Source organism: Vibrio sp. SS-MA-C1-2 (genome assembly GCF_021513135.1).
Taxonomy (GTDB): Bacteria; Pseudomonadota; Gammaproteobacteria; order Enterobacterales; family Vibrionaceae.
Genome location: NZ_CP090980.1, coordinates 930773 through 948038 on the forward strand (window position 1 = coordinate 930773; position 17266 = coordinate 948038).

Genomic DNA, 17266 nt, shown 5'->3' on the forward strand with positions numbered 1-17266 from the left:
CATTTAAATATTTCTTATCAAGGATCTTCGACGATGAACTATTTCCCTACTTTCGTAAAACTTAAAGATCGACCTGTTTTAGTTATTGGTGGCGGAGAAGTCGCTTGCCGAAAAGTAGAAATGCTTTTAAGGGCTGGAGCAAATATCACGTTAGTTTCACCTGAGTTATATCCGCAGTTGGTCATTCTTCAACAACAAGGGGCTTTTCAATATATTGAAGCCAATTACCATAAAAGCCAACTAGGTCATTACATTCAGGTGTGGGTAACCACTGATAATCCAGATTTAAATCATCAAGTTTACCAAGACGCCAAAGTTCTCAACTTACAGGTGAATGTGGTTGACGATCCTGATTATTGTGATTTTATTACTCCCGCTGTGATTGATCGCTCGCCTGTGCAAGTTGCGATCTCTAGCGGAGGAACAGCGCCTGTTCTTATTCGGATGATTCGTGAAAAAATTGAAGGTCAATTACCCCAAAATCTGGGTTTGTTGTCACAATTTGCGACCACTAAACGAGAAATTGTTAAGCAAAATTTCACGACCGTAAAGTTACGTCGAATCTTTTGGGAGCATTTCTTTCGTCAGCCTGAGCTTGAAGGGGTGACAGATAACTCAACCTTGGATAGGGTTTTTAATCAAGTTCTTATGAAGTTAATCGAAGATAAAAAAGGGATTGAACAAGGCCAATTGTATATTATCTCAGTTCCTGATGACCCCGAATTATTTACCATTAAAGCGGTAAGATTGATGCAACAGAGTGAGTTTCTTTTCCATCCGCAAGAAACTAAGGTGGCAGCTATCGATTTTGTTCGTCGAGATGCAGATAAAATGGTTTATAACAAACAGATTCCATACTCTGAAATTAATCAAGAATTAAAACAAGGTGGGAGAGTTTGCCTATTTATAGCGTCTGAAAGCGATAAAATAGATGTAGATAGTATAGCGATAAAGACGAAACAAATTGTTGAATTGTAGATACTTATTATATTGCCATTATCTATTTTATTGATAAAAAGAGACTTGACATAATCGTTCAACAAATTAAGCGATTATGTCACTTCATATAAAGAAGGGAGCGTCTCTATCTATATTATGCCAGTACTCACAATTATGAATGAGCAGGATCTTTGACAAGTTCTTCAAACAAGTCGAGATGTTGAACGAATTTTTGATAATCACTTTGACTTGATGCTGAATCAGCTAATTGATAATAGTTTAAAAAATCTTGATAAGTTAATATGTTATCTTTCATTACGAGACTCCTTTCTACAATATTTTAGTTACCCTTAAAATAACCTTGGGATTTACTGGTTTCATTGACTGCGATAATGAATATTAAACTAATATTCGTTATGTTGCGCAATTAGCACTCATTGAATTTACACCAAATAACAAATAAATAAACAATTATTTTACATTTGTGTGATGTGGCTAACTATTGTTCGATTTAACTCTAACCAGAGTCGGTAAGATTCATTTTCTCTAAATAGCTAGAAAACGGAGTTTGAGAAAGCTCCGTTCATCAATGATCAATATCTATCCGTTTTAATGTCCATTACTTAAAATATTTAATATTCATTAGTTACTTACATTTTACCGGTAGAGCAATTCGCATCACCAAGAAGCATACAACGATTCATTTCCTGTTGTTTATACTCATCATGGGCTTGGGTTTGAGCGGCAGCATCATCATTTCGTTCTGATTCTGGGGTACTGCAGCCAGCAATAAACAACGTTACAGCAAATACGAGTAAGATCTTATTCATTAATATTCTCCTTAGTTGATAATCTAAATATATGTAATTAATTGCAAAATACTAGGGAAGTAACCACTTAAATGAGATTTGGCTCAAAAATTTAATCATGCGATTAATGTAATCTGGATTTTATTAATCACATGATTAATACTTTGTAGAGTTAACCTAATAATACTAGGAACAGCCTGCATGAAAATCGATTCTAAACAGCAGTTACTTGAAGCGTCAATTGAACTTTTTGCTGAGAAAGGGTTTGATAATGTGACCATACGCCAGATTGCTGAGTCAGCCAACGTCAATTCAGCGATGATAACTTATCACTTCAATAACAAAGAAGGGCTGTATATTGCTGTATTTGAATATATTGCGTTTTATCTTAATGAGATGATCAATCAGAAAATAGATAAGCACCAAGAGGCAATAAAACTGATCTTAAATCATGGTGAGACCGCAGATAAACATCAACTTTTTAGTTCGATACTGACCCAGATTTCAGATCAATTGATGGTTTTAATGACAAATAAAGAGAATAAACATATCGTCTCATTGATTCTTGCTGTTCAAAACAGACCGTCTAAAGCATTTGATACGCTTTACCAACGCTACTTTTCACTCTTATTGAATCACTTTCTTGATCTTGTCACCTTACTGATTGAAAAACCGGTTTCTCTACCTCAACAAAAGTTATTGATTATTAGCTTTCTAACTCAGCATACCGTATGGAAAATGATGGGTAATACGGTTACTCGTTTCTTTGGCGAAACTGAAAATCCTATTTCAGAGTACCAATATCAAGTTCAACAAATAGCAATACGTCAATTTCTTACTGAAATTAAACAATAACTTAAATAATCATAAATAGACCATGAGAAGAGATTGTTATGAATAAAAAACTCATTCCGCTCGTTATATTAGTCATCTCTGCGGCAGGTTACTATTTTTATCAGCAACAAGAACAGCAGGTTGATCACCGAGTGCTATACGGCAATGTCGATATTCGTGATGTTAATTTAGCTTTTCGTCATGGGGGGCGAGTTTCGCAGCTATTGGTTGATGAAGGTGATAAAGTTAACAAAGGTCAATTAGTCGCGACCCTTGATGACCAGCCTTATCAAGATATGCTATCAACCAGTGAAGCTCAAGTGAGTGTAGCAAAAGCTGAATTGAACAACTTGTTATCCGGTAATCGTCAGCAAGAAATTGAACGTGCTCGACAAGAAGTGCTCTCATTTACCGCGCTGAAAAAAAATGCGGCTGCCCGTCTCACTCGTCAAAAAGTATTGATTAAAGATGGCTCAACCAGTCAACGTGATCTTGATGATGCACAAACTGTCTTTAACGAGATGAGTGCTGGATTAAAATCGGCACAACAAAATTACTCATTAGCGACAGAAGGTGCAAAGAACGAAGTCATTGAAATTGCAAAAGCGAAAGTGGCATTAGCTCAAAGCCAGCGCCAAAGTGCACAAACTACGCTGAACGATACTAAGCTCTATGCGCCAGACAATGGCACCATATTAACTCGGGTGGTTGAACCTGGGGCAATGGTGGGGGCAGGCTCGCCGATTTTTAATTTATCTCTGCGAAATCCTACTTATATCCGCGCTTATGTCACTGAAAAGCAGTTAGCAACGATAGTCAGTGGTGACAACGTTACGGTCACGGTTGATGGAAATAAAACCATTTATCAGGGACAGATTGGTTTTATCTCATCGAAAGCGGAGTTTACGCCGAAATCGGTAGAAACGACGGAATTGCGCACCGATCTGGTTTATCGGATTAAAGTGATTGTTGATAGTGATGATCACGGTTTAAATCAAGGTCAACCTGTCACCATTCAGCTTGGAAAGTAGGCTGATGTTAAATGACGATCTGGTTAATTCAACGAATAAGCTTTCTTCCCATGGTGATGAAGTCATTGTTGATTTTCATGCACTAGAAAAACGTTTTGATAAAACCGTCGCGATAAAAAAATTATCAGGACAGATCAAAGCTGGGCGTTTAACGGGGCTTGTGGGCCCTGATGGCGCCGGAAAAACAACGTTATTGCGAATGATGACAGGGCTAATGGTTGCGACAGAGGGTGAGTTAAAGGTTGTTGGACGAAACCCTAAAACTGAGAGTGAGCAGTTAACCATTGATGTGGGTTATATGCCTCAGCGCTTTGGTCTCTATGAAGATTTGACCATTCAAGAAAATTTAGAACTGTACGCCAAATTACGATCGATTCCAAAACAGCAGCAGAGTGCTATTTTTGAAAACTTATTGCAATTTACCCGTTTAAAGCCGTTTACTTCTCGTTTAGCGGGCAATTTATCCGGAGGAATGAAACAGAAACTGGGTTTAGCCTGTGCATTGATGGCCAAACCTAAACTGTTGTTATTAGATGAACCAGGCGTCGGTGTTGATCCGGTTAGTCGTCAAGACCTCTGGGCTATGGTACAACAACTCACCGATGATGGAATGGCCGTTGTGTGGGCGACCGCCTACCTTGAAGAAGCAGAACGTTGCGATGATGTTTTGTTATTAGAGCAAGGGGAATTGATCTATCAAGGTCAACCGAGTGAGTTGACTGAAACTCTACAAGGTCGAAGTTTTGCTATCTCCGGAGCTTATCAACAACGGCGCCAAGTGTTAGCCGATTTACTTAAACAGTCATTTGTCTCCGATGGTGTGATTCAGGGCGATAATTTACGAGCAGTATTAATCTCGACTACTGATCCAACTTCAACGGTTCAATTAGAGAGAAAGAGAAGTGTTTATCCATTACAAGAGCTTAAAGCTTTTTGTAAGACGCGACAGTTAATAGTGACAGAAGTTGAACCGAGGTTTGAAGATGCCTTTATTGATCTTCTCGGTGGCGTTTCATCTGATCAAGGCGCATTAGCTGACACGATTCCAGAGATAGAGCAGCAACATCAGGATATGGTTGAATGTCACCAATTAACTCGAAAGTTTGGTCAATTTACAGCAACGGATAATGTCTCATTTACCGTAAAAAGAGGGGAGGTCTTTGGGCTGCTAGGTCCCAACGGTGCGGGTAAATCGACTACTTTTAAGATGTTATGTGGTCTGTTAGCAACGACATCTGGAAGCGCCAAAGTGGTGGGATTAGAACTTGGTAGAAGTGGCAAAGCAGCCAAGTTACAACTGGGTTATATGGCACAAAAATTCTCCCTATATAATTTGTTGTCTGTAAAACAAAATCTAGCGTTCTCAGCTGGGGTTTATGGTTTATCTGGTAAACAAAAGAAACAACGAATTGCAGAGATGGTGAAGACGTTTCACCTGCAACCTTATCTGAATAGATCGCCAGATGAGCTTTCATTAGGGTATAAACAGCGTTTAGCTCTTGCCTGTGCCATTATGCATAATCCGAGTGTGTTATTTTTAGATGAGCCAACATCTGGGGTCGATCCGATTACCCGTCGTGAATTCTGGGGGCATATTAATAGTTTTGTTGCCAAAGGAATGACAATTATGGTCACCACACATTTTATGGATGAAGCGGAATATTGTGATCGAATCGCGTTGATGTACCAAGCGAAATTAATCGCACTGGATGCACCGGATAAGTTAAAACTGTCCGTTGCTAATGAAGGTGAGTCATTAACCATGGAACAAGCTTTTATTCGATTGATTGAACAAGAAGATAGGAATTTACTTAATGGCTAATCTTCTTAACTTTCGACTCTCTCGACTTTGGGCGTTAATGATCAAAGAGTCGTTGCAAATTATTCGTGATCCCTCGGCAATTATTATTGCTTTTATCTTACCTGTGGTTCTATTGGCACTGTTTGCGACTTCAGTTTCATTAGATATTAAAAAAGTTCCTATTGGAGTGGTTCGTGCTTCAGACAGTCGCCAAGCCATTTCGCTTTCTCAGGCTTTTTCAAGTTCGCGATATTTTAATGTTATGCCTGTGAGAGACAAAAGGGAGATTGAAGAGAAGTTAGTCGCAGGTGAGTTGAATGGTTATGTGGTGATCCCCGCCGATTTTGATAAAAAGTTATCACGAAATGAAATGAATCATCTTATTCAGATTATTTCTGATGGTTCACAGCCCAACACCGCAAATTTTGTGGTCAATTATGCGCAAGGGGTTGTGGAAAATTGGTTGCAAAGTCATTTATCTAATCCACATTTCACTCATGCTGAATTAATGGAGCAGAGATCACAGCAAGCTAAGATAGCGGCAAGAGTTTGGTATAACCCAGAAGTAGAAAGTAAGCGGTTTCTGGTTCCCGGCGCAATTGGAATTGTGATGACCATGATTGGCACCTTGCTCACCGCCTTAGTGGTTGCGCGAGAGTGGGAGAGAGGAACCATGGAGTCATTGATTTCAACCCCAGCCAAAATTTCAGAAATTATTATCGGTAAGTTGTTGCCCTACTTTTGCTTAGGGTTAATTGCGTGTGTGATTTGTGCGTTGATGGCCGAATACCTGTTTGATGTGCCATTGAGAGGATCATGGATGGCTTTATTAACGCTCTCTTCCGCTTTTATGATCCCTGCTTTAGGGCAAGGCCTGTTAATTTCAACAGTGGCAAAGAATCAATTTATCGCTGCCATGATGGCGTTATTATCTGCCTTTCTTCCCGCATTTATGTTGTCAGGGTTTCTGTTTGAAATAGATTCTATGCCTTGGCTGATCCAGCAGATTACGACTGTATTAGCGGTGAAATATTATATTAGTTCAGTACAAACCGTTTTTATTGCGGGAGATATTTGGCCGCTATTTATCCCAAATATTTTAGCCATGTTAGGGTTAGGCGCCCTGTTTTTGACGATAGCAATTAAAAAGACGGTCAAGAGTCTTGATGATTAGAAATACGTTGTTGAGCGGTAATTTAAAGGTGGAAGGGCTAATCTGATGAAAAAATGGCGATTTATGACGAATTTAGTCTCTTATTTCCAGATAAGTAGTATGTTAAAAGCGCAAATAGTAAAAGAGTTTCTATCAATACTTCGTGACCCTAAAGTGAGAATTATTTTAATTGGGCCGCCGTTGTTGCAGTTATTCATTTTTTCCTATGCCATTACCTTAGAAGTGACCAATACCACTATCGGGATTTATAACCAAGATCGTGGCGCTTATGGCACACAGTTAACTAATGATCTTGCTCATGCCTCTTTTGTCAAAGATGTTGTCGCGATTCATAGTCAGCAAGCGTTAAAAGAGAATATCGATTTACGAAAAACCATTGTCGTGGTGACGATTCCGCAACAATTTTCTCAACAACTTATTGCGGGAGGAGATCCTGAGTTGCAAGTGGTTATCGATGGTCGTCGTGCAAACTCGGGTCAAGTTACCATGAGTTATGTTCAACAAGTGGTCAATCGTTTTATCGCAGACTATCAGGCGTCGAATAATCAGCAGTTTGAGCCAATCTCTGTTCGTCATTGGTTTAATAATAATTTAATTTATCAATGGTTCGTGGTGCCGAGCCTTTCAGGTATTTTATCTATGGTGATTGCTTTAATGCTTGGCTCATTGTCGATTGCAAGAGAAAGAGAATTAGGTACATTTGATCAACTTTTAGTTTCACCCAGCACGCCAACAGAAATTATTTTAGCTAAAATTATTCCACCGATAATTATAGGTTTTATTCTTGGCAACATTATGGTTGCTGCTGGGGTGTTTATCTTCAAGGTTCCATTTTTAGGATCATTTTGGCTATTGGAGGTGACCTTACTGATTTTTATTATCTCTATTGCGGCATTAGGTTTGATGGTTTCTGCGATATCGAATACTCAGCAACAAGCGATATTAGGCAGTTTTGCACTGGTTGTCCCCTTAATGTTGTTATCTGGCTTTGCTACTCCAGTCGCGAATATGCCTGAGTTTCTTCAATGGGTGGCTCAACTTATTCCAGTTCAGCATTACTTGATCATTGTTCAAGGGATATATTTGAAAGGGATGGAACAAAGTGATGTCTGGTCTCACATTTGGCCAATGTTATGGATGGCTGTTTTATTCTTTATCGGTGCTGTGCTACTCGTTCGAACCAAGTTAACTGAATAAATACGAGTTTTATCCTTGACCGCGGTTCGAGAGAAAAGAATAATATAGCTAATTTGATGACCCATTAAGATGCAGGATATAACAAAATGGCAAAGCTAACCTTGCAAGAGCAGATGCTAAAAGCAGGCCTTGTTGATAAAAAGAAGCTAAAAAAAGCTGGTAAGCAAGCTAAAAAGAGCCGTGTACAAGCGCGTGAAGCAAAAGCCGCAGCCGAAGAGAATCGTGAATTACAGTTAGCAAAAGATAAAGAGCTAAATCAAAAACGCGATGCCGAAGTCAAACAAAAAGCCATTGTTGCTCAAATCAAACAACTGATTGAAGTGAATAAACTTGACCGCAGCAAAGGGGATATTGGCTACAATTTTACCGATCAAAACCTAGTGAAAAAAATCTATGTTGATTCAGAACAACAGCGTTTATTAAATAATGGTAAATTGGCGATTGTTCACTATCTTGAGGGTTATGAAGTCGTTGCTGGTGGTGTAGCTGAAAAAATTGCTCAACGTGATGACGCTGTGGTCGTGGTTCAAAATGAGGTAGATAATAGCTCGGTTGATGAAGATGACCCTTATGCAGAATTTGTTATTCCTGATGATTTAATGTGGTAATTTTTCATCATTGTTTAATAAATCATCAGGCTATTGGTGTATATAGTAAGAAAAAGTGAAAAAAAGCCATTTTTCAAGTGATTAAATAAGTAATCATTAGAATAGACTATATGTTGGATTAAGTTTTAGTATATAATTATTTGGTTTTTAATTCATTTGGTACTAAAATGCGCCAGATAAACTTAATACTAACGGATACCTTCTATGGATTTGTTTAAGTCTTGAGTTAAAGAAAGAATTAATATACTTAATTTATGTGAAAGGGTGACGCATTGCGTTGCCCTTTCGTCATACACAAGCGGAAGTGATGGTTCAATAACGAATGTTAAAGTGAAAAATCAGAGCTAATCTCGATTTTTTATTTTTGTAACTGATTGAAAAGTAGTGACTGTTCGATTTGTTTGCAGCTAAAGTGCTGTTAGCTCTTCAAAAAGGTGACTATTTTCCTGTATACTACCGCGGTTTTTGCACTGACCTAATAGAGTACAACTAATGGCAGATTTATCTAAATATAGAAATATTGGTATTTTCGCGCACGTTGATGCGGGTAAAACCACGACTACTGAGCGTATCCTTAAACTGACTGGCCAGATCCACAAAACTGGTGAAGTTCATGATGGTGAGTCAACAACTGACTTCATGGAACAGGAAGCTGAGCGCGGTATTACAATCCAATCAGCAGCAGTAAGTTGTTTCTGGAATGACCACCGTTTAAACGTTATCGATACTCCTGGACACGTTGACTTCACAGTAGAAGTTTACCGTTCACTTAAAGTACTAGATGGCGGTATCGGTGTATTCTGTGGTTCTGGTGGTGTTGAGCCTCAGTCAGAAACTAACTGGCGTTATGCGAACGAATCAGAAGTATCTCGTCTGATCTTCGTTAACAAACTAGACCGCATGGGTGCTGACTTCTATAACGTTGTTGACCAAGTTAAAAACGTACTAGGTGCAAACCCACTAGTTATGGTTCTACCAATCGGTCGTGAAGATGACTTCGTTGGTGTTGTTGACCTACTAAGCCGTCAAGCATTTGTTTGGGATGACTCTGGTCTTCCTGAAAACTACGAAATTCAAGCTATCCCTGCGGATATGGTTGATGACGTTGAAGCTTACCGTGAAGAGTTAATCGAAACTGCTGTTGAGCAAGACGATGACCTAATGGAAGCTTATATGGAAGGTGAAGAGCCTTCTCTAGAAGATATCAAGCGCTGTATCCGTAAAGGTACTCGTGACCTAGCATTCTTCCCAACTTACTGTGGTTCTGCATTTAAAAACAAAGGTGTTCAGTTAATTCTTGACGCCGTTGTTGATTACCTACCGAACCCAACTGAAGTTGATCCTCAACCTCTAATGGATGACGAAGGCGAAGAAACTGGTAACCACGCAACAGTATCTACTGAAGAGACATTCAAAGCGTTAGCATTCAAAATTATGGATGACCGTTTTGGTGCCCTAACATTCGTACGTATTTACTCTGGTAAGCTTAATAAGGGTGACACTATCCTTAACTCTTTCACAGGTAAAACTGAGCGTGTTGGCCGTATGGTTGAGATGCAAGCAGATGACCGTAAAGAATTGACTTCAGCTCAAGCGGGCGACATCATCGCTATCGTTGGTATGAAGAACGTTCAAACTGGTCACACGCTATGTGATCCTAAAGATCCTATTACACTTGAACCAATGGTATTCCCAGTTCCAGTTATCTCTATCGCTGTATCTCCAAAAGATAAAGGCGGCTCTGAGAAAATGGGTATCGCGATCGGTAAAATGGTTGCAGAAGATCCATCTTTCCAAGTTGAAACTGACGAAGAAACTGGCGAAACTATCCTTAAAGGTATGGGTGAGCTTCACCTTGACATTAAAGTCGATATCCTTAAGCGTACATACGGCGTTGACCTAACTGTTGGTGCTCCTCAAGTTGCTTACCGTGAAACAATCACTAAAGCAATTGAAGATAGCTACACGCACAAGAAACAGTCTGGTGGTTCAGGTCAGTTCGGTAAGATCGACTACCGCATCCAGCCTGGTGAAGTTGGTTCTGGCTTTAAGTTCAAGTCTGTTGTTGTTGGTGGTAACGTTCCTAAGGAATTCTGGCCAGCAGTTGAGAAAGGCTTCGCAGGCATGATGGATAACGGTGTTCTTGCTGGTTTCCCTACGCTAGACGTTGAAGTTGAGCTATATGATGGTGCATTCCACGCCGTGGATTCATCTGCAATCGCATTTGAAATCGCAGCGAAAGGTGCATTCCGTCAATCTATGCCAAAAGCAGGCGCACAGCTTCTTGAGCCAATCATGGCTGTAGATGTGTTTACTCCTGATGATCACGTTGGTGACGTAATCGGTGACCTTAACCGTCGTCGTGGTATGATCAAAGATCAGATGGCTGGTACTACTGGCGTTCGTATCAAAGCAGACGTTCCACTATCTGAAATGTTTGGTTACATCGGACACCTACGTACAATTACTTCTGGTCGTGGTCAGTTCTCTATGGAGTTCGCTCACTACGCACCATGTCCTGCAAATGTTGCAGAAGCAGTAATTGCTGAAGTTAAAGAGCGTGATGCTGCTGCTAGGAAGTAATTCTTAACGCATAATCAATTGCTTTTAAAACCCCAATAGTGAAAACTGTTGGGGTTTTTTTATATTTAAAATGAACTAATTTAATGCTTATGAGTTTCATCCTTGCCCACAAAAATTTAAATTCATCACTTTGCCGCTAAGATTGCAAAAAATCAAACACTCGCTTTTCTAAATAGTAATTGGGTTTCCAAGGCCAACCTCCGTCAATAAATCCAACATGCCCGCCATATTGCTGTAATTCATAGTTGACGAACTCTGAAAGTTCAGTTTCCGAGGGAACAACTGAGGCTGTCATAAAAGGATCATCTTGGGCATGAATGATTAACGTTGGCTTAGATATATCAGAGAGAAAGGGAAGCCCACTGGCATTTTTATAATAATCAGAAGCATCTGAAAAACCGGCTAAAGGCGCAGTCACTTTGTTATCAAAATTATAAAAAGTATTGAGCTTATGAATTTCTGATTCCATAACAGGGATTGCTGATGAGATATTAGGGTCAAGAGCTTTTTGCCTGATTTTAGCTTGTAATTGACGGATAAGATAACGTTGATAAATCGTCGAAAACCCTTTTTCTAATCGTTTTGCACAAGAGGCTAATGAAAGTGGAGCTGAAACGATAACCGCTTTCTGAATTAAACTCTGTTGCTGATGCTCACCAAGATACTTTGCAAGGACATTACCACCTAGACTGTAGCCTACGGCAATAAGACGACTATTAGGGTAATGGCATTTTAAGTGTTTTAGCGTGGACTGAATATCCTCAGTATCGCCACTATGATAACTACGGCTCAACCGATTCGGTTCTCCAGAGCAACCACGGTGATGATGGACCACAAGCGCGAATTGTTGTTGAACCGTTGGCGGTAATTGATAGTATTGAGAAAATAGGCGCCGGATGTAATGAGACTCAGAGCAGCCTTCTAAACCATGTAAAATCACTAGAATTGTCTGGTTGGCTTTAGGTTTTTTCAACCAATGTAAATCAAGAAAGTCGCCATCATGAAGTTCTAATCGTTCAAGGCATAGTTTCAACTTTGGATGCTTAGTAAACAACGGAAGAATTGTTTGAACGTGAGGATTTTTAGCCCACCAAGGGGGAGTGTAGGTACAGTTTTCTAAAAAAGGCAAGCGTCTCTCCATTAATCATTAATCGAAGGAAGATTAATGTTTATTATCAGACAAAAAATTTATATAAGATTTTAATTATAGTCGATTTTATCTCTCAATGTTATATACCCAAAGTAATTAGAGCTGCTAGTGGACGGCAAGCAAGGGAGCTCGATGAGTATAGGTGTACTATATGATTGGGGCGAACGAGTACAGCCATCAACTGACTAACTTAAAGTAAGAGGGTATAGATGCCTTGTGGGATTATCGACTTGGATTAATCATTTAAGTGACAATAAATTAAAATTATTTAAAGTATTTTAAATTTAATTTTTATTTTAAAGTTTTATTAAGGTGTTGATTAGTATCGTTTTATTTTTTTTGTTTTTCAGTTGAAATATAAGCATTCATGGCTACTAATAAGTGCTGCTCAAAATTACAAGACCTAGTATAAAAAAAATTGTTGGTTATATTTTTTAGACACAAGTGAGATGCACGCTGATTTGTTGCTGAGTTTCATTATATATACCTAAGTAAAAGGGTGTAAGTAATTAAATATGAAATTGTGTTCTAAATAAAGGTAAGTAGTTAATAAGAAGGCTTATCGGTTTTTTTATATGGGGAATAAAAATTGAAAGATAACCATATCACAACCAATAATAAGCAGTTTAATCTGCTATATCGGTTTGCTGATGTTTTTTGTCTCGGTTTATCACTGTTTATAATTCGGTGGATATACTTGAGTGATTATTCATTTAATCAAAATTACTTGATGCTATTTGGTGGGTTTACCGCTTTATTTTTAATATTAGCTCAAGCATTTGGACTTTATAAAACTTGGAAAATTAATTTATTAAAAGAACAAGCTATTGCGTTAATCGTTCCATGGACACTTAGTCTATTGTCTTTTAGCTTAGTGATGTTTTTAACCAAGAGCAGTGAAAGCTTTTCACGTGTAGTGTTAGGAACTTGGTTTATTGTTGCACCTATTACGCTGTTTGCATTAAGAATAGTAGTGAATAAAGTCGTTACCTACTTATACTTAATCGGTTATAACAGTAAAAATGCAATTATTATTGGGTTGAATGAAAACTCTTTATTAATGGCTAACCAAATTATCAACAATAAACAAGAACCAATTAATATTATTGGCTTCTATGATGACGAAGAGCCAAGTGACGAATTAAAAGCTGCAATTCAATCGATGGATTTAACATACAACGGTCGAGTTGAAGAGGGTTACCAGCTTGCTAAGAATGGTGATGTTGACCAAGTTTATGTGGCTTTACCACAACGTGATGAAAGCAAGATAAATGCAGTACTTAGCCTATTTTCGGATACCACAGTTAACTTATTACTGATGCCAAGTTTTGTTAATTACAATATGCTTCGTCCACAGTGGCGCCAGATGGGCAATATACAAATGTTAAGTGTATATGATACGCCATTCTATGGTTTTGCTAATGGATTCAAGCGATTACAGGATGTTGTTGTATCGAGTATTATTCTATTATTGATCTCTCCAATTTTAATTGGGATTGCAGTTGGAATAAAACTCACCTCTAAAGGCCCTGTTATCTTTAAACAGAAACGAAATGGTCTTGGTGGACAAAAAATTGAAGTCTGGAAGTTTCGTTCAATGACATCAATGGAAAATGGGGATGTTGTTAAACAGGCAACGAAAAATGATGCTCGTATTACGCCATTTGGTGGGTTCTTACGTCGTACATCTTTAGATGAACTGCCACAGTTTTTCAATGTGTTACAAGGCCGTATGTCTATTGTAGGACCAAGACCTCATGCTGTATCGCATAATGAAGAGTACCGCAAGCTGGTTGAACGTTATATGTTACGCCACAAAGTTAAACCAGGTATTACTGGTTGGGCACAGATTAATGGTTTCCGTGGTGAAACAGACACTTTGGATAAAATGGAAAATCGCATTAAATACGATTTAGAATATATTCAAAAGTGGAACTTTGGTATGGATATTAAAATTATCTTCTTAACTATTTTTAAAGGGTTTGTTAGTAAGACAGCCTATTAATAAATATATTTATTTCAAAAATAAATATCTCAATTTGAATTAAAAACTTTATCTACAGTCAGTCTCTTTCATTATCAAAAGAGACTGCTGCTAAACCTTATTACATAAAATTATAAATACTAAAAAGATTAGTATATTAGGAGCTTTACAATGATCAAGAAATGTCTTTTCCCTGCAGCAGGTTACGGAACTCGTTTTTTACCAGCAACAAAATCAATGCCTAAAGAGATGATGCCAATTGTTAATAAACCTTTAATCGAATTTGGTGTTGAAGAAGCGCTTCAAGCAGGAATGGAAGATATGTGTATCGTAACAGGTCGCGGTAAAGCGTCTTTAATCGACCACTTCGACAAAAACTATGAGCTAGAAGATCAGATCAAAGGAACAAATAAAGAATCACTTCTAACTGATATTCGTTCAATCATTGATGCAGCTAAGTTTACTTATATTCGTCAACGTGAGATGAAAGGTTTGGGTCATGCAATCTTAACGGGTAAAGCGCTTGTGGGTAACGAACCATTTGGTGTTGTTCTAGCTGATGACTTATGTGTTAACCTAAAAGGCGAAAATGTTCTGGCTCAAATGGCAGCATTGTATAAGCAGTTCCGCTGTTCAATTGTTGCAGTTCAAGAAGTTCCGGATCATGAAACACATAAGTATGGTGTTATCTCTGGTGAATTAATTCGTGATGATCTTTTCCGTGTTAATGATATGGTTGAGAAACCTGAACCAGGTACTGCACCGAGCAACCTAGCAATCATTGGTCGTTATATCTTAACGCCAGATATCTTTGACCTAATTGAAGAGACTGAACCTGGTAAGGGTGGCGAAATCCAAATTACTGATGCGCTTCTTAAACAAGCGAAATACGGTTGTGTTATTGCTTATAAAATTCAAGGTAAGCGTTTTGACTGTGGTAGCGTAGAAGGTTACCTAGAAGCAACAAACTACTGTTACCAGAATATCCATTTAGCAGATAAAACAGAAGATACCCCAACAGTAAAAGTGTCTTCTGAAAACGAAGAGTAATCTTTTACCTCCCTCTCTTACTGCAATGGTAAGAGAGGGGGAAATGAATCATCATAATTGGATAGTTTTATATGTTTAATTCAATACTTGTCGTCTGTGTTGGTAATATCTGTCGTTCACCTGCAGCTGAAGTCATGTTTAAAGAGTTGTTACCTCATAAAGAAATTTCTTCAGCAGGCGTTTTAGTCGAGCAATCAGGTTTAACTAAAGCGCCGCCACATAGGAATATTAAAAAGGTGCTTTCAAAAAATGGGATTGACGTCAGTGAGCATAAGGCTCGACAGCTAACAGAAAGCATGTGTGATGATTATGAATTGATTTTAACCATGGATAATAATCTCATTGAGTTAATCAGTGAGATTTCTCCAACCGCACGAGGTAAAACGATGTTGTTGGGACAGTGGATTGGACAAAGTAAAATTATTGACCCAATTAAACGTGATGAAGACTTTTTTGCGCAAACTTATAATACGCTAGATAAAGCAACGACAACTTGGGCAAGGAAGTTAGCTTTCTTCTAATTGATGTTTAATTTATTTCTAATAAGCCAAAGATATTTATATTACAAGCATTGTATTAAGAATATCTTTGGCTATTTTATTGTAACGATATATCAAAAATCATATGAATATCAACTGGAATAATATATTCGAGTTAATATTTATTTCTTTATTAAGCTTCTGTTTTTAATGTTTGTTTATCACTCCGGAGATAAAGAAGAATTATTAATATCGAAAACATAAGTTTATATAAATATATACCTAAAATAAGTGGTGTTGTTAGCAGACTGTGCATGAGTACAGCCAGCGACTTAGCAGCCTCAAGTAGGGTGGGTATAGTCGGTTAATACCGAGTTCGCTATCTGGAAACATAATGAGTTTTAAAAAGAAATTAATTTTATCAAGCATCCTATTGGGGTGTTGCAGTACAGCGATGGCAGCTGCAAATGGTGAAAGAACCTGGGTTAAAACTGATGCAGGCGTCGAGTTCACACCAATATTAGAAGTCACAGGAGAGTATAACGACAATGTGACACATGTGAATGACGGTGAAGAAAGTATTGATTCATTCTTTTATGGTGTTACACCGGGTGTTGCTGCCCGTTTTGATAAAAATAAATATGCACTTGAATTTGAATACCGCTTAGATAACGGAACGTATGCAGACAGTGAAGCCGATAACTATACAGATCATAGAGTTGACACTAGTGCTACCGTTAGGATTGGTAGTAAGTCAGAACTCGATTTGAATTATACGTTTGCAAAGCTGCATGAAGATCGTGGAACCGGTCTTTTTGATGGGTCTGATTTTGAAGACCAACAAGATGAAGTGGTGAAGTATACCAGTAATCGTGTCGCTACAACCTATAAATATGGATTGCATTCTAAAGGGCGACTCGAGTTTACCGCCGGTTATAGCAATGTGTATTATGATAATTTTCGTGATCTAACAGGAGATGATGAAGAACTAAGTTCAAAGTATGAAGACTATGACGAATATCAAGGGGTGGGCACTTTTTATTACCAACTGTTTTCCCGCACCCTTTTATTATTTGAGGTAGATGCTCGTAACAAAGTTTATCAATACGAAAATGAAGACGGGGAGTCAAATGACAACCTAACGATTCTTTATTATACGGGTGCATCTTGGGATATTACTGATAAAACTAGCGGCTCATTAAGAGTGGGTGCTCAAACCAAGAGTTATAATAATAGTGACCAGAGTGATACCTCTAATCTGAGTTGGAATTTAGGACTAACTTGGCAACCAAAAACCTACTCAACCTTTCAGTTTAACACTTCACAACGCATGGAAGATGGTGATGGTACTGACGGTGCATATACCAATAGTATGTATAGCTTAAACTGGAGACACTTCTGGAGTTATAAATTTTATAGTGAGTTAGGTGCTGGTCAAGGTCGTGATGATTATGATGATGGTCGAAAAGATACTTATGTGAATAGTCGTGTAGCTATAGGCTACCAAATTAAAGATTCAATTGATTTAAGTGCGGGTTGGAGACATAACTCTGACGATTCTAATACTGATGGTGATAGTTATGAGCAAAATATTTTCTTCATCACAGCAGCACTAACTTACTAAAAG

15 protein-coding genes are annotated in these 17266 nt (G+C 38.2%); 12 read left to right on the forward strand and 3 right to left on the reverse strand.

The annotated features are described in order from the left end of the window. Window positions 1-33: 33 nt before the first annotated feature. Window positions 34-978: a siroheme synthase gene (locus tag L0B53_RS04130; protein ID WP_235059184.1), complete on the forward strand. Its 945-nt coding sequence runs from the start codon at window positions 34-36 to the stop codon at window positions 976-978. A 133-nt stretch (window positions 979-1111) separates the two neighbouring features. On the opposite strand, the gene L0B53_RS04135 is transcribed toward L0B53_RS04130, so the two are convergent. Together L0B53_RS04135 and L0B53_RS04140 are read right to left on the reverse strand one after the other, a co-directional pair. Further along, window positions 1112-1255 carry a hypothetical protein gene (locus L0B53_RS04135; protein ID WP_235059185.1) on the reverse strand — a complete coding sequence of 48 codons (144 nt, stop codon included), beginning with the start codon at window positions 1253-1255 and terminating at the stop codon, window positions 1112-1114. 334 nt (window positions 1256-1589) lie between these two features. After that, window positions 1590-1769, reverse strand: a complete 180-nt coding sequence (locus tag L0B53_RS04140) for a hypothetical protein (RefSeq protein ID WP_235059186.1) — start codon at window positions 1767-1769, stop codon at window positions 1590-1592. 180 nt (window positions 1770-1949) lie between these two features. Between L0B53_RS04140 and L0B53_RS04145 the strand changes: the two genes are divergently transcribed. From L0B53_RS04145 to fusA, 7 genes are all read left to right on the forward strand, one after another. Beyond that, window positions 1950-2603 (forward strand): CerR family C-terminal domain-containing protein, encoded by a 654-nt coding sequence (locus tag L0B53_RS04145; RefSeq protein ID WP_235059187.1) that lies wholly within the window; start codon window positions 1950-1952, stop codon window positions 2601-2603. 38 nt (window positions 2604-2641) lie between these two features. Beyond that, window positions 2642-3613 (forward strand): HlyD family efflux transporter periplasmic adaptor subunit, encoded by a 972-nt coding sequence (locus tag L0B53_RS04150; protein WP_235059188.1) that lies wholly within the window; start codon window positions 2642-2644, stop codon window positions 3611-3613. 4 nt (window positions 3614-3617) lie between these two features. Then, on the forward strand, window positions 3618-5435 hold the full coding sequence (locus L0B53_RS04155; protein WP_235059189.1) for an ATP-binding cassette domain-containing protein: 1818 nt from the start codon (window positions 3618-3620) through the stop codon (window positions 5433-5435). Beyond that, a complete protein-coding gene (locus L0B53_RS04160; RefSeq protein WP_235059190.1) occupies window positions 5428-6588 on the forward strand; it encodes an ABC transporter permease in 1161 nt (386 codons plus the stop codon). The genes L0B53_RS04155 and L0B53_RS04160 overlap by 8 nt, the downstream gene beginning before the upstream one ends. Before the next feature lie 45 nt (window positions 6589-6633). Next, window positions 6634-7785 carry an ABC transporter permease gene (locus L0B53_RS04165; protein ID WP_235059191.1) on the forward strand — a complete coding sequence of 384 codons (1152 nt, stop codon included), beginning with the start codon at window positions 6634-6636 and terminating at the stop codon, window positions 7783-7785. An 86-nt stretch (window positions 7786-7871) separates the two neighbouring features. Next, entirely contained in the window at window positions 7872-8393 is a 522-nt protein-coding gene (locus L0B53_RS04170; RefSeq protein WP_235059192.1) for a DUF2058 domain-containing protein, read from the forward strand. Between the two features lie 492 nt (window positions 8394-8885). Continuing rightward, window positions 8886-10976: an elongation factor G gene (gene fusA / locus L0B53_RS04175; RefSeq protein WP_235059193.1), complete on the forward strand. Its 2091-nt coding sequence runs from the start codon at window positions 8886-8888 to the stop codon at window positions 10974-10976. Window positions 10977-11112: 136 nt separating this feature from the next. Here the strand turns inward: fusA and L0B53_RS04180 are convergent, their stop codons facing one another. Next, window positions 11113-12105: a hydrolase gene (locus L0B53_RS04180; RefSeq protein WP_235059194.1), complete on the reverse strand. Its 993-nt coding sequence runs from the start codon at window positions 12103-12105 to the stop codon at window positions 11113-11115. A gap of 610 nt (window positions 12106-12715) precedes the next feature. Here L0B53_RS04180 and L0B53_RS04185 point away from each other — a divergent pair. From L0B53_RS04185 to L0B53_RS04200, 4 genes are all read left to right on the forward strand, one after another. Next, complete coding sequence (locus L0B53_RS04185; RefSeq protein WP_235059195.1) at window positions 12716-14131, forward strand: undecaprenyl-phosphate glucose phosphotransferase; 1416 nt, start codon at window positions 12716-12718, stop codon at window positions 14129-14131. Window positions 14132-14281: 150 nt separating this feature from the next. After that, entirely contained in the window at window positions 14282-15160 is an 879-nt protein-coding gene (gene galU / locus L0B53_RS04190; RefSeq protein ID WP_235059196.1) for a UTP--glucose-1-phosphate uridylyltransferase GalU, read from the forward strand. A gap of 71 nt (window positions 15161-15231) precedes the next feature. Next, window positions 15232-15681, forward strand: a complete 450-nt coding sequence (locus tag L0B53_RS04195) for a low molecular weight protein-tyrosine-phosphatase (protein WP_235059197.1) — start codon at window positions 15232-15234, stop codon at window positions 15679-15681. 352 nt (window positions 15682-16033) lie between these two features. Next, entirely contained in the window at window positions 16034-17263 is a 1230-nt protein-coding gene (locus L0B53_RS04200; RefSeq protein WP_235059198.1) for an outer membrane beta-barrel protein, read from the forward strand. Window positions 17264-17266 lie beyond the last annotated feature (3 nt).

Bases quoted from the DNA above. Each gene is read 5' to 3' on its own strand.
- L0B53_RS04130 (WP_235059184.1), top strand. From the start codon at position 34: ATGAACTATTTCCCTACTTTCGTAAAACTTAAAGATCGACCTGTTTTA.
- L0B53_RS04135 (WP_235059185.1), bottom strand. From the start codon at position 1,255: ATGAAAGATAACATATTAACTTATCAAGATTTTTTAAACTATTATCAA.
- L0B53_RS04140 (WP_235059186.1), bottom strand. From the start codon at position 1,769: ATGAATAAGATCTTACTCGTATTTGCTGTAACGTTGTTTATTGCTGGC.
- L0B53_RS04145 (WP_235059187.1), top strand. From the start codon at position 1,950: ATGAAAATCGATTCTAAACAGCAGTTACTTGAAGCGTCAATTGAACTT.
- L0B53_RS04150 (WP_235059188.1), top strand. From the start codon at position 2,642: ATGAATAAAAAACTCATTCCGCTCGTTATATTAGTCATCTCTGCGGCA.
- L0B53_RS04155 (WP_235059189.1), top strand. From the start codon at position 3,618: ATGTTAAATGACGATCTGGTTAATTCAACGAATAAGCTTTCTTCCCAT.
- L0B53_RS04160 (WP_235059190.1), top strand. From the start codon at position 5,428: ATGGCTAATCTTCTTAACTTTCGACTCTCTCGACTTTGGGCGTTAATG.
- L0B53_RS04165 (WP_235059191.1), top strand. From the start codon at position 6,634: ATGAAAAAATGGCGATTTATGACGAATTTAGTCTCTTATTTCCAGATA.
- L0B53_RS04170 (WP_235059192.1), top strand. From the start codon at position 7,872: ATGGCAAAGCTAACCTTGCAAGAGCAGATGCTAAAAGCAGGCCTTGTT.
- fusA (WP_235059193.1), top strand. From the start codon at position 8,886: ATGGCAGATTTATCTAAATATAGAAATATTGGTATTTTCGCGCACGTT.
- galU (WP_235059196.1), top strand. From the start codon at position 14,282: ATGATCAAGAAATGTCTTTTCCCTGCAGCAGGTTACGGAACTCGTTTT.
- L0B53_RS04195 (WP_235059197.1), top strand. From the start codon at position 15,232: ATGTTTAATTCAATACTTGTCGTCTGTGTTGGTAATATCTGTCGTTCA.
- L0B53_RS04200 (WP_235059198.1), top strand. From the start codon at position 16,034: ATGAGTTTTAAAAAGAAATTAATTTTATCAAGCATCCTATTGGGGTGT.